Source organism: Acinetobacter sp. 1124_18A (assembly GCF_052824995.1).
Genome location: NZ_VTDF01000003.1, coordinates 172385 through 189083 on the forward strand (window position 1 = coordinate 172385; position 16699 = coordinate 189083).

The following is a 16699-nucleotide window of genomic DNA, read 5'->3' on the forward strand; positions in this document are numbered from 1 at the left end:
ATGCTCCTATTTCGACTGTGTATTAGCAGTAGAGGAAACAGGTGCTACTGAAGCCGAAGCGTTGTTTTCCGGATGTTCAGCATTTTCTACGGCGCCCATATAGCGATAAGTTTTTGCCTTAATAGAATAATTAAGTACAGGAATATCTGACTTACTATCTTTAATAGGCGCAGCTTCCACAACAAAGTCATGCATCGTTACAATGCGTGGTAATGCCGCAATACTACTAACAAAAGCACCAAAAGCGTGATAATCGCCAGTTGCTTCCATCGTAATAGGCTGTTCAATAAAGATTTCCTGCTTCACTTCATCTTCTAAACGGATATTTTTAAACTTCAGACCAGAATTCACTCCAGTTAAGTTAATATCCTCAACCAAGCTTGGAATTTCGGTTTCTTTTGGCAATTGCTCTAACTGCTGATTAAAGTTTGCTTGCATCTCTTGAAGTTGAAGCTGATATTGCTGCAAATTACGTAATTTGGAATCTTTTTCTCGAAATTCATTCAACAAATTACTTTCTTGTGCCTGCGCATTATCAATTGCTTGTAGCTTGGGCTGAATAACAACAAAATATCCCAAAGCCAACACAGCAAAGAAAATAAAAACCCAACAAGTAATTTTCACAGATAATGGCCAGCTACCATAACTGTTCATATCTAGTGTGTTAAATTGCTGAAGAAACTTTTCTAAAGTGATCTGCTTTTTCTTAGATGGAGCTTGTTCTAACGACAACTCATGAAGTTCATCCGGACTCATTTAACCGCCCCCTTATCCGTACTTACAGACGTATTGGCGGTATCATCTGTTGTAGTCACCCCCGCTTCGCCCAAATCAACAGTCACAACAAAACTGCCATAACCATCTTCCACTCTAAGAAGCAGCGAACTCGCAGCCTTATCTTTTTTCTCTTCAGCCGCCAAGAAAGAATTCATGAAAGCGTTACGATACCATTGTGATGCTTCAAGATTACGTAATAACTCCGCAACCGTATTTGGACTTTCAGCTTTACCTTCAATGGTAAATTTATCTCCAGTTCGGCTAAATTTAGTTAAATACATCGCTGTAGGCGTCACACGTACCAATTCATCTACCAAACGCACGACAACAGGGCGCTGACTTTGCAATCCCTGAATAAGTTTCATACGCTCAATAATGGCATCACGCTGTTCTTGCAGACCATTTAAGGTTTTAAGCTGTTGATCTAGACTCTGGTTTGTACTAGTGATGAGTTGATTAGCTTGCTCTTGATCATTTAATTTTTGATTCAAATAAAACCACCCAGAAAATACAGTGGTGATCCCCAGAACAACGACCCCAAAACAGAAAATAATAAATTGTTTTTTGCGCTGCTCCCTAAGCCCATCACGCCAAGGGAGTAAATTAATTGTCGCCATTAATCAAAACTCCTTAAAGCCAAGCCACATGCCACCATTAATGATGAGGCATCATTTTCAAGTTTTTGAATGTCGACTTGAGGAGAAAAACCCATTTGTAAAAATGGATTGGCAATGGTCACACGGTAACCAAGTTTTTGTTGCAACAATTTGGCAAGCCCAGGAATATTAGCATTCCCACCCGCTAGTAAAATATGGTCTATTTCATTGAACTGTGACGAAGAGAAGAAAAATTGTAGAGACCTAGCTGCTTGCTGTACGACCGCATCTAAAAATGGCTCTAAAACTTCAATGTCATAGTCATCGGGTAAAGAACGTTCTTTTTTAGCTCGCCCTGCTTCTTCTAAAGACAAACCATAACGGCTTTGAATTTCCAAAGTAAGCTGTTTGCCACCGAAGACTTGTTCACGGGTATAAATGATTTTGCCACTTTGCATAACCGATAATGTCGTCATGGTATGGCCAATATCTAAAATACCAATGGTATTTGCACCCATTGGCAAGCTATCAGCAAATACACTAAAAGCACGCTCAACGGCGTAACTTTCGACATCAGCAAGCTTAGGCGTTAAATCCACCAGTTCGAGTACTTCTACACGTGTTTCAACATTTTCTGTTCTTGTTGCAACTAAAAGTACATTCACACGGTTTGGATTAGGCAGGCGATCTGGTAAAACCTCAAAATCAAGGCTCACTTCATCCAAAGGGAACGGTATATACTGCTCCGCATCTAATCGAATCTGAACTTCTCGCTCATCATCATTCATCTCTACATCCATTTCGATGGTTTTATGAATAACCGTCGATGTTGGAACAGCAATTGCAGCGTTACTGGTTTGGGGATTTGCTAAATTCATCGCCCGTTCCAAAGCTTCCGCAACTGCCTCTGGATTCAAGATATTTTTTTCAACTACACTGTTCTCGGGTAAAGGCATCAAAGCATAGCTTTCCACCCAATATTTACCGTTCTTAACAGAGAGCTCTAACAACTTAACAGAAGTCGAACTAATATCGACACCCATTAACCCCTTATTCGGTTTACGATATAACCTGAGCACACTATTGTCCTATTATTTTTTTATCCCCAAAAAAAATTACAAACCAATAATCTAGGTCTTTATTTTTACACGGATACAATATCTCATCTAACAATCCGCATGTCTAAAGGCTATACTGACCACAATTAGTTTGTATTCGATCTTATTAAAGCTTACTTATCATGAAAAAGCTATCCAGTTTGGGCTTCGTGCGTCCAATTTTTTTGATCATTATTATTATCTTAGTCTCACTTCCGATGGGCTTTTATGGCATGTATCTCTATATCGCCCCATCGCTCCCTGAAATGAGTTCACTAAAAAAAGCTCCGCTTTTAAAACCTCTACAGGTCTACACATCAGATAATCAACTGATTGCCGAGTATGGTGGCAAGCTTTCTATTCCAGTTGAATACAAACAAATTCCTCCTGCTTTTATTCATGCATTTTTAGCAGCAGAAGACTCTTCTTTCTTTGAACATAGCGGGATTAGTTTTAAGGGTTTAGGGCGCGCTTTAAGTGAAAGTGTGACTGGTTCTGATGTGCAAACTGGTGGTTCAACCATTACCATGCAGGTTGCAAAGAACTATTATTTAAGTCCAGAAAGAACCTTAAAACGCAAAATAACCGAGATCTTTTTAGCTCGAAAAATTGAGCAAAACTTATCTAAAGAAGAAATTCTCAGCCTTTATGTGAATAAAATCTTCCTAGGAAAAAATGCCTACGGTATCGCAGCGGCAGCCAAAATTTATTACAACAAAAGTATTAATGATCTGAGCATTGCCCAAATGGCAATGATCGCAGGTTTGCCAAAAGCACCTTCTAAATACAACCCTGTGGTTAATCCTGAGCGTGCGCTTGAAAGACGTAACTGGATTTTAGGTCGTATGTTACAGCTGGGCTATATCTCTCAAGCAGAATATCAAAAAGCTGTAGCTGAACCGATTAACCTCAACATGCCCAATCGGGATTTAAATAATATTCATCCTTATGCGGGTGAAATGGTTCGTTCAGAGCTTGTAAAGCATTTTGGTGAACAAGCCATTGATTCTGGCTATAAAGTCTACACAACCATCAATGCTAAACGCCAAGCGATTGCTGAAAAATCTGTGCAAGATGGTCTTGAAGCTTATGACCGCCGTCATGGTTGGCGTGGTGCAGAAGCACACGATAAACCATTAAGTGAATTTAGAGCATATGCAAACACCTATCCAGCACAAGTCACCAAGGTAAATAGCAGCTCTTTTGACGCACTCATGCAAGATGGCACAACCGTTACTGTACAGTGGTCCGGTATGTCATGGGCTCGTCCATATCGCAATGCGAATAGTGTAGGTGGTGCTCCTTCGCGCGCATCTCAAATTGTTCAAGTTAAAGATATTGTTCGCTTACGTCCAAATGATGCAAAAACAGCATGGTCTTTAGTTCAGGTTCCAAAAGTTCAAGGACAACTTATTGCGATTAACCCGAATGATGGTTCAATTGAAGCAATTGTAGGTGGTTATAACTTCTATCAATCGAAATTTAACCGTGCCTTACAAGGCTGGCGCCAACCAGGTTCAACGATCAAACCGTTTGTCTATGCATTGGCACTTGAACGCGGTATGACGCCGTACAGCATGGTGAATGATAGTCCTATCACAATTGGTAAGTGGACACCGAGAAACTCAGACGGTCGTTATTTAGGAATGATTCCATTACGTCGTGCTTTGTATTTGTCTCGTAATACTGTGTCGGTACGCCTTTTGCAAACGGTGGGAATTGAACGTACTCGCCAGTTATTCATGGATTTTGGTTTACAAGAAGATCAAATTCCACGTAACTACACCATTGCTCTAGGTACACCTCAAGTGTTACCAATTCAAATGGCAACTGGATACGCAACTTTTGCAAATGGCGGTTATCGCGTTCAACCACACTTTATTCAACGTATTGAAGATGCATACGGTAAAGTGATTTATCAAGCTAAGCCAGAATATGCATGTATTCCATGTATTAATGCGCCAGACACAACTGATGACGAGCAGAAGGCTACGACAACAGATGATGAAGTGATTGAGGTTACTAACAAAGACGTAGAGCAGAAAGAAAAGGCAGCTAAGCAACTTAATCTTAAACAAACTGATAAAGCGAATAGCGAATATCGCCAAGCTCAACGTATTTTAAAATCAAGCTCTGCTTACGATATGGCGAACATCTTACGAGACGTTATTGAGCATGGTACAGGTCGTGCGGCACTTAAAATTGGTCGTAGTGATTTAGGTGGTAAAACAGGTACAACCAACGATGCAAAAGATGCATGGTTTGCTGGCTTCAATGGCAAGTTAGTGACTGTAACGTGGGTTGGATTTGACCAACCGACTACGCTTGGCCGTCGTGAGTATGGTGGTATTGCTGCATTACCGATCTGGATTAACTTTATGGGTCAAGCATTGCAAGGTACGCCAGCATCTTGGGTTCGTTTAGATAAAGATGCTCAAGGCCCTATTTCACGTGACAAACAACAAACTGTTACTGAGGTAGGCGATAAGAAAACTTACCGTGCAGCTCCACCATTAGCACGCCCATTATATCGCCCAGCACCACCACAACCGAAACTGAGCAATGATAATGACTTCTCCGATTTACCAGGTGAGGAAATTGTTATTCCATCAAAAGCTGCACCTCCTGCTATGAAGCCTTCACAGGGAGCAGCACCGAAGCGTGAGAAAGATGAACTAGAAAATCTGATTAATCAGATTGAATAGCAAAAAAAAGAAGCCATCATCAGATGGCTTCTTTTTTTGCGCTCTTAAAAATAGACTGTCAGTTAGCTTCTTTATTACGTTTCTGAAAGACATAAATTTGAAAAGATGCCGTTACTTCTAATTGCGACTGCTGCTCTAACTGCAAACGACGCTCAGGAGATGCTTTATAAGCATAAGGTGTCATAGCAATCAGATTTTTTAAAGCCTGTTGATTAAGCACAAAAGGAGCATTAACAATTTGCTCTTGTTTGAGCTCAAACAAATCTTGCAGCTGCTCTACAAACTTTTCTGGTGTATGAGGATTAACTTGCTCAAATAGAGCCTCACGCATTGCATACAAGTGTTCAGATGCAGGTGTGACAACAATTAAATGCCCATCATCTTTTAAAACACGTGCAATTTCTGCTTGTGGAATTGGGCTAAACAAACTGGTACATGCATCCATGCTTTGATCAAGCACAGGCAAAGTCGCACCTGTTCCCACAACCCAAGTCACCTCAGCATTGAGCTTTGCTGCGCGCTGTACTGCATTTTTTGCAATATCAACACCAACGCATTGCTCAACGACTTCCTGCATGGCACTTGTGTAATAGCCTTCACCACACCCAATATCAAGTACGGTTTTTACATCTAATTGTTTTAATAAAGCGACCACAGCATGTTGTAAAGGCTGATAATAACCACCTTGTAAAAAAGCTCTTCGTGCATCGACCGATTCTGGTGTATCTCCAGGGTTTTTACTATGTTTATGCTGCACAACATGTAAATTGACATAACCTTGTTTTGCAATGTCATAACTATGCCCTCTTTCACAACGCCAAGTTTTATCCAGTAGATCTAAAGGCTGACGGCAAACAGGACACATCAATACGCTCATGTTTTTCTCTCAATAAAAAAGCCGGCAATGCCGGCTCTTGTGAAAACCTTTCTTAACGCAATTTTAAAGTCATTAGACCTAAAACTACTAATATAATTGTAATAATCCAAAAACGAATCACGACTTGGGTTTCTTTCCAGCCCTGCTTTTCATAGTGATGATGCAATGGCGCCATTAAGAACACGCGTTTATTACGCATCCGCAGCGATCCGATTTGCAGGAAGACAGATACTGCCTCCATTACAAACACACCACCCATAATCGCAAATACGATTTCTTGGCGTACCATGACAGCAATTGTTCCAAGCATCGCGCCTAAAGCTAAAGCACCAACATCACCCATAAAGATTTGAGCAGGGTGTGCGTTATACCAAAGAAATGCCAAACCTGCACCAATCATGGCAGAACAGATTACAACAAGCTCAGAGGTGTATTTCACATATGGAATATGCAAATAGTTAGCGAAACGAATATCACCTGACAAATAAGCAAATACACCTAAGCCAGTAGCTACCATTACAACAGGCATGATTGCTAAACCATCTAAACCATCGGTTAAGTTAACCGCGTTAGAGGCGCCATTAATAACCAGATAGGTAAATATAATAAATGCCAAGCCTAAAGGAACCATAGAGAGTGGAATTGAAAGATTCTTAAAGAATGGAATCAATAAATCCAGCATGTTTGCAGTATGATCAGCATTCGATTGTTGGGTTGCAATTAAATATAAAGCAATACCAGCTCCAAGGGATGCAACTGAAGTCCAGAAAAACTTCTTACGTGCAGGTAAACCTGCATTGTCTTTATAGCGAATTTTAATCCAGTCATCTGCCCAGCCCACAGCACCGAACACAACCATTACACCAAGCACAATCCAGACATAAGGGTTAGATAAATCAGCCCAGAGTAAGGTACTAATACCAATTGAAAGCAGAATTAAAATCCCGCCCATGGTTGGTGTACCCATCTTTTTAGCATGATTCTCAGGAGCAAATGAACTTACTGCCTGACCGTATTTTAACGCTTGTAATTTACGAATCATGATCGGTCCGAGGACCAAACCAATGGTCAGTGAAGTTAATACACTGAGTAAAGAACGTAATGTTAAATAACGAACGACCTGAAACGAACTATGATAGCCCGCAAGTTGTTCAAACAACCATAACAGCATTTAAAGTTTCTCCATCAAATCAGCCATCAACGTTTCCATATGAGTAAAGCGAGAACCTTTAAACAGGAAACTCATGGACTGTGGTTGATGTGTTTGGATTAGATTGATTAGAAATGGAAGCGCCTCAGCTTGTGTCTGAAATGCTTTCACTTTATTGGAATGAGAGTCTGCACCCTCGCGAGCAGCTGAAGCAAACTGCCCAACTGCAATAATATGATCTAAAGGAAGCTCGGCAAGATCACGGCCTAAATCATGGTGTTCTTGCCAACTACTATCACCTAACTCACCAATATCCCCCATAACCATCACTTTTACACCTTGTTGCTGCAACAATACTTGTGCAGCAGCACGCATAGAATTCGGATTTGCGTTGTAAGTGTCATCAATAAATAAGTAAGGAGATTTTTGAATAAAGTTCAGACGACCTTTAGCACCCTGAGCTTGCTCTAAACCTTGAACAATATCTTCAAGTCCAATACCAAGCGCCAAGGCAAAGGCTACAGCCGCAGTGGCATTTTGCACATTATGCTCACCTGCAAAAGGGAGTTTAACGGCACTCATTCCTTGCGGCGTATGTAGCATAAAATTTGTTGATTGAGGTAATAATTCCACATCTGTTGCATAGAAATCGCCACCTACCCCAAAGGTAGAAATACGATGCGCTTTTGCAGCGTCAAGAATCTCAGCAGTGAAGTCATCTTGTTGCGGTACGATTGCTACGCCATTTGGCAAAATATGACGATAAATTTCCGATTTAGCTCGGCAAATACCTTCACGACCACCAAATTCACCGAGATGAGCTGTACCAATATTCAAAATGCCTGCCACATGGGGCTGAACGAGTTTTGATGTGTAATCAATCTCACCTTGATGGCTTGCACCCAACTCCATCACCGCATATTGATGTTCCTTACGAAGCTCTAGCAGCATCATCGGCACACCGAGGTCATTATTTAAATTACCACGGGTGATTAATGTCGGAGCTAAACGCGATAGTATACTTCCCAACATTTCTTTAGCTGTGGTTTTACCGCTACTACCTGTTAACGCAATCACTTTTAATTGGGTATTTTGCTCACGACGATAAGCTCCAAGTTGCCCCAAAGCCAAGCGAGTATCGGCCACAACCAATTGTGCAATTTCTACATCTAAAGGGCGGTCAACAATAGCGATTTGACAACCATTCGCTGCAACCTGAGCTACAAAGTCGTGCGCGTCAAAACGCTCACCCTTAAGTGCTAAAAAGGCGTCCCCAGTTTCCGCATGACGAGAATCCGTCAAAATACGTTTAATTTCAGTTTGAGGGATCTGGTCTTTATGCCAATAGCCCTGCGTTGCCTGTTGTAATTGTTGAGCTGTCCACGGTTCCAAAGGCACGGTACTGGTGGTTGAAGTATGCATAAATAATCCTATTGTGCAGGGTAAGCAGCGTCTACAGTATGGTGTTGCGCAGCAATTGCTGATTGTACTTCGACAACATCATCAAACCAGTGGCGCACACCATTAATTTCTTGATAGTTTTCATGACCTTTACCAGCAATAACCACAATATCACCAGCTTGAGCTTGCTGTGCAACAAATTTAATTGCTTCACGGCGATCATGAATTTCCTGCATGCGATGCCCAGAAAAATCAATTCCTTGCTTCATATCAGCAAAAATTTGTTCAGGATCTTCGGTTCTTGGATTATCCGAAGTTAGAATAATCGGATTCGCTCCATCTAAAGCGGCTTGAGTCATGAGTGGACGTTTACCACGGTCACGATCTCCACCACATCCGAATACTGCCCAAAGTTGATTAGATACATGACGTTTTAGAGTTTTAAGTACCTGAATCAAAGCATCAGGTGTGTGCGCATAATCCACAACAAATAAACGTTCACCATCACGAATGACCTGCATCCGTCCCGGCGCACCAATCAATTGAGGGACAAAAGCGACTAATGCTTCTAAATCAAAACCTGCTTGCTCAACAGCAATAAGTGCTGCAATCAAGTTTTCGACATTGAAATGTCCCAATAATGGACTTTGAACAGCAAAAGAACCTTGCTGGCTGACTAAATTAAAAGTCGCCCCTGCCAAACTGTAACTTAGGTCACTAATATAATAATCTGCTGTATTTTGAGTAAGCGAATACGTCAGAATCTTTGGCTGAGCAGGATTTTGTTTTGCTGCATTTATCATTAGAGCAGCATGTTCATCATCAAGATTAATAACAGCTACTTTTAAAGAATTAAAACGGAATAAAAGAGCCTTAGCTTCAGCATAAGCCTCTAAAGTCCCATGATAATCCAGATGATCACGGCTCAAATTGCTATAAACAGCAATTTCAATAGCACAACCATTTAAACGGCCCTGCTCTAAACCATGTGAACTTGCTTCCAAAGAAGCGAAAGTTGCACCTTGTTTAGCATAATCATGTAATGCATTTTGTAGTTGTAAAGCATCGAGCGTAGTATGAGTTGATGGCGTCAGATCAGGCAAAACACCATTACCTGTTGTTCCCATTACAGCACAGCGCTGTTGTTGTGAACTAATTAATTCAGCAACTAAACGTGAAATTGTCGTTTTACCATTTGTGCCTGTTACTGCAACAATACGTACTGGCGTAACAGGGTCAATATGTTGCAAATAACGCTCTTGCCATTCGCCCATGCGCTGACGTACATCAGGGCATACCCATTCATTTGCCACACCCAGCTCCGTCTCGCTAATGATCGCAAGTGCGCCATTAGCTAAAGCTGACTCAGCAAAAGCACGTGTTTTTTCAGGTTGGCTATAACTGGTCAAAGCAATAAAAATTTGGCCCGATTCAACCTTACGGCTATCTAGACTAAAGCCATGAAAGGGCTGCTTAGACCACTGTGCATTAATCTCGACTGGATTAATTTCTTGAAAAGAAACAGACATAGCTTACCTGCGAATAGGATTTACTGAAGTATCAAGGGGCTTATCAAGCGGCACATTCATTAAACGTAATGATTCTTGCATAATGCGTGCAAAAACAGGTGCCGCAACCAAACCACCGTAATAACGACCTTGTGGGTTTTCAACAACGACAATAACAGCTAAACGTGGGTCACTAATTGGAGCAACACCAGCAAATAAAGCACGGTATTCATTATTTGAATAACCTTTACGGTCTGCACGAAGTTTATGAGCCGTACCAGTTTTACCACCAACGCGATAACCTGGAATATTAGCTTGCTTTGCAGTACCACCAGGCATCGTAACCTGCTCTAGCATAAGCAAAACCTGATCAGCAATTTTTGGAGCAAGAACTTGTTCACCTTTAGGCGCCTGATCTAACTTATGTAGGCTTAAAGGCATTTTCTCGCCATGATTTGCAAGCATTGCATAACCTTGGGCCAACTGAAGAATAGTCGCATTTAGACCATAACCATAAGCCATGGTACCAATTTGAGAAGAGTTCAATTTACTTACTGGGAGCACTAAACCTGAGCTTTCACCCGGAAATTTCACAGCCGAGCGCTTACCAAAACCGGCACGATTAAAGAAGCTTGGTAGTGTTTCTTTTGGAAGTGACAATGCAATTTTTGCAGAACCCACGTTTGAAGACTTAATAATTACGCCACTTACAGTTAAAGCACCATAGTTATGGGTATCACGAATCGTATGCCAACCTAAACGCATTGAGCCTGGAGACGTATTTACAATCGTGTTAGGCGTATATTGGCCAGTTTCTAATGCGGAAGAAATTGTAAACGGTTTCATGGTTGAACCCGGTTCGAACATATCAATCGCACCGCGGTTACGCATGGCATCTTTATTAGACAAACCATTTTTATCATTCGGGTTATATGACGGCCAACTGGTCATTGCCAGAATTTCACCAGTCTTAACATCTACAGCAATTGCCGTTGCCGAACGGGCATTATTTGCAACACCAGCTGCTGTCAGCTCTCTATACATAATGTATTGCAAACGAGAGTCGATACTTAAAGTGATATTTTCGCCAGGCTCACCCTCACGGATAACCTCTGAAACTTTTAAGCGATTTCCGCGCTTATCACGAATAATTTTTTGCTCGCCATCCACACCCGACAGCTGTTTATTGAGCTGCATTTCTAAGCCTTCAATCCCTTGGCCTTCACTGTTGGTTAAACCAATAATCTGGGCATTTGGCTGTGGTTGAGGATAATAACGTTTATACGTTTTCTCGGCATATACGCCTTGAAAGTTACCTTTCGTAATGAGTTCTGCCTGTTGCGGCGGTATTTCTTTTTTCAAAACCAGATAACGAGAACGCGGTCGTGCATTCATCTGCTTTTTAAGATCGGCACGGTCTAAACCAACGACATCCGCTAACTCATCAAGATTCAAGTTTTTATCGGGTAATTGTCTTTTTAATTTACGATTATTCGGATCTTTCTTTAATTCCGCTGTAATTTGGTCATATAAATGCTTTGTATCGAAATAATCACGTGGATCCATTACGATTTTCATGATTGGTGTACTAATTGCCAAAGGTACACCATGGCGGTCACTAATCACGCCACGCATGGCTTCCACACGCTCAGTACGCAAAATATTGGCATTGGCCTTGTTTTGTAAAAAATCCTTATTAATTACTTGTACATAAAATGCACGTGCAATTAAAACAACAAAACAGAGCAACACTACTGCCCAGAGCAGATAAAACCGCCACATATCAAAGGCAAGAGTTGGTTTTTCCGAAATAGACTGCTGTTTTTTCCGTGTTTGTTTTGTTCGCTTATCTACCATACAGCAAGGCCTTACTTATTTTGCTCTGAGGTCATTGGTAAAGAAATTACCACCGTTTCTGCAGCCGGTGGAGAAAACATCCGTAGCTGAGTTACAGCACGCGTACCAATCTGTGCCGTTGCACCAAAGGTTTGTTGCTCAATGAGCAAACGCCCCCATTCAGCATTGAGATCATCACGTTCACGCATATAAGAGCTAAGCTCTCTGTAATCATGACGATATTCAAATACTTGAAATACCACCATCATGGCACTTATAAAGACAAGCGCCACTAATACTGTATACACCACAACTTTTTTCACCACTTTGTTTTCTGTGGTGGCGATTTCATCACTGCTTTTCATTACGCGCCTTTTTCTTCCAAGCGTTCAGCAACCCGAAGCCATGCACTACGTGATCGAGGGTTCGCTTTTACTTCTTCTTCACTCGCACGAACCCGTGAAATTTTCTTTAATCTTCTTGTATCTACACGCTGCTCAGGCATTCCCCAACCGAAATCTTCTGCTAACGTTGATTCTTTTTGAATAAACTGCTTAATCAGTCGGTCTTCAAGAGAATGGAAACTAATAACAGACAAACGTCCTTCCGGTTTGAGTAAGTCTACAGCTTGCGGCAAAAACACTTCAATATCTTCGAGCTCTTTATTAATAGCAATTCGAATAGCCTGAAATGCACGTGTCGCTGGATGCTTATGTTTTTCCCATTTTGGATGAGCAGTTTTAACAACTTCCGCCAATTGGGCTGTCGTTTCTAGTTTTCCAGCGAGTTTGATGGCTTTAGCAATACGTCGACTATAACGCTCTTCACCATATTGATAAATAATATTTGCTAATTGTTCTTCTTCAATTTTAAGTAACCACTCGGCCGCAGTTAAACCCTTAGAATTATCCATTCGCATGTCCAACGGACCATCTTGCATAAAGCTAAAACCACGCTCAGCCTGATCAAGTTGAGGAGATGACACCCCCAGATCAGCCATAATTCCATCAACACTCATCACGCCAATTTCCTGCATCTTCTCTTTGATATCAGCAAAACTGGCATGAATAATGGTAAATCTTGAATCTTCTTGTGCCAAAGTAGCAGCAACTTCCAATGCTTGAGGGTCTTTATCAAATGCGTACACTCGCGCATTTTCATCAAGTTTAGAAAGCAATAAACGGGTATGCCCACCTCTTCCAAAGGTTGCATCGATATACACCCCAGTTGTGCGATCTGCCAATAAGCTCTCAATGGTCTCGGAAAGTAAGACAGAAATATGCGACATAGGTGTTAAATCATAGCGTGAAAATGTAACTGCACATTATCACCTTGTTTATGACCAACGCCAAACGGCTTTTTGTAGGAAAATATTAATTTTTCATAGATAAAACCGTTTTGTTAGCACTTTTTAAGCAAAATAAGAAACTAAGAATAATTTTTTAGCGTTAAATACGAATTTATAAAACTTTTTATTAAACGCTTCACCTAAAAAATTCTCTTTTTCTTTTACGATTATTCCTTAGAGACGCTCACAGATTCGCCTTAGGAAGAGATTCGTTGGCAATCTTTCTCGGCATATTTACCAATTTGATTTAACCATTTTTGTCTTTGGTCTAAACTTGCTCCGCGCACTGTTCCAACATAATTAACTTTGACTTTACTAACCCCACAAAATTGCAAAGTCGCTTTTTTAAGTTGACGCGTACTTGGTTCGCCGTAGTACCAACGATAAAACCACCCTGGCTGATCTAAAGTCGTAATCAGTCGTGCTGATTTGGACTGTAAATGACCAATAACGCGATTACTATTTTCTCGGTAACTAAAGACAAGATTTGGTAAAAAGAGTCGGTCAATAAAACCTTTAGCGATGGCTGGAAGCCCTCCCCACCAAACTGGAAAAAACCATACCAAATGATCAGCAGCCTGAATTTTTTCAAGCGCATTCATTAAATCAGGTTCCAGATCCATCCGTTTCTCATAACCATATTTTAAATTAGGCTCGAAATCCAACTTCGCAATCTCGATGAGATCTACTTGAACACCGAATGTTTTTACGTGCTCCACATAGTTGTGAGCCAATGCATGATTAAAACTAGTATCAGATGGATGACCATTAATAACTACAATACGTTTAGAGACTTGAGACATATATCGCCTTTATTGTCGCGCAGTCAGATATCAATTGATATCTGAAATAAATAAGTAGCGAAAATATCTTATAAAAATTAAGATATCAAGTGATATCTCAACTATTCTTTTATCTGGCTCTTATGACTCTTTCTCGCAATGAAAAACAGATACAGACTCGACAGCATCTCATTGACGCTGGGTTTGCCCTCATTTCTGAATCTGGTTATAACGCAGTATCAATCAGGAATCTTTCTAAACAGGCCGGCTATACTCAAGGTGCTTTCTACTCGAATTTCAACAATAAAGAAGAATTTTTGCTTGAACTTATGCAGCTTCAATTCGCTAAAGAGAATTTACAATTACAAGAAATCTTTACCAGTGCTCCTTCAAATACCGAGCAACTTATTGATTCATTGCGTCAGTGGCTGACCGCTTTTTTTAGAAACGATGAATGGCTTAAAATATCAATAGAACTACAACTATTTGCTGCACGTGATATTACCTTCGCTAAGGAGTATCAAAAGGTTTGGAAAACTCATCAGCAAGAAGTAACTAAAATTATGAAGCAGTTCTTTTCTTTAATGAATATGACTGAGCCTGATGACTATGATTCTATTGTTGTAGAGCTTGTATCATTAAGTTATGGGCTAGCTTTACAATATATGATTTTTAAAGATGATATAGACCACTACATTAATATCTTTATCAACACTTTATTAAAAAGATTGGGCAATTTCTAAGTTAATCAAAATGAGATGTAAAAATACAAAAAAGCCGCTTAATGATTAAATAAGCGGCTCTAAAAAAGCTTAATTAATTATTGCTTCCCATCATAAATTTGATCAAAGACGGCCCCATTAGCAAAGTGAGTTTTTTGAGCTTTGGCCCACCCACCAAAAACATCATTAATAGTAAATAATTTAATTTTTGGGAATTGTGCTGCATATTTAGCGGCGACTTGAGCATTACGCGGTCGGAAATAATGTTTAGCAGCCAACTCTTGCCCTAATGGTGAATATAAAAAGTTCAAATAGCCTTTTGCTAAAGTTCGATTGCCATCTTTATCTACGGTTTTATCTACAATTGCGACAGATGGCTCTGCCAAAATTGAAATTGATGGATAAACAATTTCATACTTATCTTTATCAAGCCCTTTAGTTGCCAATAAAGCTTCGTTTTCCCAAGATAATAAAACATCACCAATTCCACGTTCGGCAAATGTTGTTAGCGAACCACGTGCTCCCGAATCAAGTACTTTTACATTGTGATAAAGTTTTTTAACTAACTCGCGAGCTTTGGCATCATTTCCGCCCGGTTGTTTTAAGGCATAACCCCATGCCGACAAATAAATCCAACGTGGCGCGCCCCCTGTTTTAGGGTTAGGAGTAATAATTTCCACACCCGGTTTGGTTAAGTCATTCCAGTCACGTATATTTTTTGGATTACCTTTTCGTACGAGGAACACAACCGTAGAGGTATAAGGTGCAGAATTATTCGGAAATTCTTTTTGCCAATTCGGTTGGATAAAACCAGCTTTCACAATCTCATCAATATCATTCGCCAACGCTAACGTTACAACATCAGCTTCAAGACCCGTAGCTACTGCCCGAGCTTGTTTACCAGATCCACCATGCGACTGTTTAAACTCAACATCCTGCCCTGTACGCTGTTTCCAGAACTTCCCAAAAGCCTGATTATATTCTTGATAAAATTCTCGGGTCGGATCATAAGAAACGTTTAAAAAAGAAGTAGCAGCTTGAGCTGCTGTCGCCATTCCCAAGTACACCGCTACAGCCATTATTGATATTTTTTTCATTTACAAAATCCATCATTGGTTTTAGTTTTACTATATTTTTAATTTTATAATTTACAATCAATTACTTATATTAATATATTTTTTATTAATCTCATTAAAATATATAGATTAAGATGTCTAAATCATTTCAATTTTGAAATTTTTTGTAATTATTCTTACAACTTAATGAGGGCCTTCACTTTATCTACACATTAATTTGTTAAATAATGAAGCACAAAGGATACATATGACCTACATTGAGGTCGACTAGATTAAAATATAGATAATTTTTGTAAAAAGTGTGACACAGTTCCACTTTTTTATTAAGATTTATGTTTAAATCGTAGCATTACCGTAATTTTACATTTCGTTAAACTCAAAAAATAGATGAAATGTAATGAACAGAGGGGATGATTAATAATGAAAATTCATTATGGAAAAGCGTTAAGCTTAAGTTTGGTGCTGGGTTTAGCATCACAATTTTCTGCAGCAGCAGTACTTAAAGATACCCCAAATAAAACTGGGTCAGATAAGCAGACTTCGCTTATTGAAAAAGCTTTAGATCAACAGAAACGTAATCCTATTGTATTACCTTCTACAGATGATGAGCTTAAAGTTCTCAATACTATTCGTGTTACACCGACTCAAAATTTTCTTGCTGCTCAGCATGAACGTTTTTCACGTTTTGTTCAGGCAATCTTTCAGCCGCACACCTCTTAAAACCAGAAACACCCCCTCTTCGTTTCAGTTTTAGCCCAGTCTGATGTTAAATAAAACGTCAGAATACTGGGCTTTTTCGTTATAATAGTTTCAATTTTTATTTT

General features: G+C 40.0%; 15 protein-coding genes. 3 read left to right on the plus strand and 12 right to left on the minus strand.

The annotated features are described in order from the left end of the window. Positions 1–6: 6 nt before the first annotated feature. Genes FY048_RS08475 through FY048_RS08485 form a run of 3 tightly spaced genes read right to left on the minus strand, consistent with a single transcriptional unit; the run spans position 7 to position 2452 of the window. Positions 7–756, minus strand: coding sequence for a type 4a pilus biogenesis protein PilO (locus FY048_RS08475; RefSeq protein WP_446090832.1), 750 nt, complete (start codon positions 754–756; stop codon positions 7–9). Next, entirely contained in the window at positions 753–1394 is a 642-nt protein-coding gene (locus tag FY048_RS08480) for a PilN domain-containing protein (protein WP_446090833.1), read from the minus strand. The genes FY048_RS08475 and FY048_RS08480 overlap by 4 nt, the downstream gene beginning before the upstream one ends. Then, the gene (locus FY048_RS08485; protein WP_446090834.1) at positions 1394–2452 is read right to left on the minus strand and encodes a pilus assembly protein PilM; all 1059 of its coding nucleotides are present in this window, start codon (positions 2450–2452) and stop codon (positions 1394–1396) included. Before FY048_RS08485 ends, FY048_RS08480 begins: the two co-directional genes overlap by 1 nt. A 161-nt stretch (positions 2453–2613) precedes the next feature. Between FY048_RS08485 and ponA the strand changes: the two genes are divergently transcribed. Then, positions 2614–5175: a penicillin-binding protein PBP1a gene (gene ponA / locus FY048_RS08490; RefSeq protein ID WP_446090835.1), complete on the plus strand. Its 2562-nt coding sequence runs from the start codon at positions 2614–2616 to the stop codon at positions 5173–5175. A 58-nt stretch (positions 5176–5233) separates the two neighbouring features. Here ponA and FY048_RS08495 read toward each other — a convergent pair whose 3' ends face one another. The 8 genes from FY048_RS08495 to FY048_RS08530 all read right to left on the minus strand — a co-directional run bounded on the left by FY048_RS08495 (position 5234) and on the right by FY048_RS08530 (position 14098). After that, positions 5234–6052 carry a putative RNA methyltransferase gene (locus tag FY048_RS08495; RefSeq protein ID WP_446090836.1) on the minus strand — a complete coding sequence of 273 codons (819 nt, stop codon included), beginning with the start codon at positions 6050–6052 and terminating at the stop codon, positions 5234–5236. A 52-nt stretch (positions 6053–6104) separates the two neighbouring features. Then, a complete protein-coding gene (gene mraY / locus FY048_RS08500; protein ID WP_446090837.1) occupies positions 6105–7223 on the minus strand; it encodes a phospho-N-acetylmuramoyl-pentapeptide-transferase in 1119 nt (372 codons plus the stop codon). Further along, positions 7224–8624 carry a UDP-N-acetylmuramoyl-tripeptide--D-alanyl-D-alanine ligase gene (locus FY048_RS08505; RefSeq protein ID WP_446090838.1) on the minus strand — a complete coding sequence of 467 codons (1401 nt, stop codon included), beginning with the start codon at positions 8622–8624 and terminating at the stop codon, positions 7224–7226. Positions 8625–8632: 8 nt separating this feature from the next. Then, entirely contained in the window at positions 8633–10132 is a 1500-nt protein-coding gene (locus FY048_RS08510) for a UDP-N-acetylmuramoyl-L-alanyl-D-glutamate--2,6-diaminopimelate ligase (protein ID WP_446090839.1), read from the minus strand. A gap of 3 nt (positions 10133–10135) precedes the next feature. Beyond that, positions 10136–11968 carry a penicillin-binding protein PBP3 gene (gene ftsI / locus FY048_RS08515; protein ID WP_446090840.1) on the minus strand — a complete coding sequence of 611 codons (1833 nt, stop codon included), beginning with the start codon at positions 11966–11968 and terminating at the stop codon, positions 10136–10138. Between the two features lie 11 nt (positions 11969–11979). Further along, positions 11980–12312 (minus strand): cell division protein FtsL, encoded by a 333-nt coding sequence (gene ftsL / locus FY048_RS08520; protein ID WP_004789835.1) that lies wholly within the window; start codon positions 12310–12312, stop codon positions 11980–11982. Beyond that, entirely contained in the window at positions 12312–13235 is a 924-nt protein-coding gene (gene rsmH / locus FY048_RS08525; protein ID WP_209831797.1) for a 16S rRNA (cytosine(1402)-N(4))-methyltransferase RsmH, read from the minus strand. The genes ftsL and rsmH overlap by 1 nt, the downstream gene beginning before the upstream one ends. Before the next feature lie 257 nt (positions 13236–13492). Continuing rightward, a complete protein-coding gene (locus FY048_RS08530) occupies positions 13493–14098 on the minus strand; it encodes an NAD(P)H-dependent oxidoreductase (RefSeq protein ID WP_446090841.1) in 606 nt (201 codons plus the stop codon). Positions 14099–14220: 122 nt separating this feature from the next. Between FY048_RS08530 and FY048_RS08535 the strand changes: the two genes are divergently transcribed. Beyond that, positions 14221–14820, plus strand: coding sequence for a TetR/AcrR family transcriptional regulator (locus FY048_RS08535; protein WP_446091012.1), 600 nt, complete (start codon positions 14221–14223; stop codon positions 14818–14820). 77 nt (positions 14821–14897) lie between these two features. Here the strand turns inward: FY048_RS08535 and FY048_RS08540 are convergent, their stop codons facing one another. After that, on the minus strand, positions 14898–15896 hold the full coding sequence (locus FY048_RS08540) for a sulfate ABC transporter substrate-binding protein (protein ID WP_009392049.1): 999 nt from the start codon (positions 15894–15896) through the stop codon (positions 14898–14900). Positions 15897–16295: 399 nt separating this feature from the next. Here FY048_RS08540 and FY048_RS08545 point away from each other — a divergent pair, with 399 nt between their 5' ends. Further along, entirely contained in the window at positions 16296–16595 is a 300-nt protein-coding gene (locus tag FY048_RS08545; protein WP_016139973.1) for a hypothetical protein, read from the plus strand. Positions 16596–16699 lie beyond the last annotated feature (104 nt).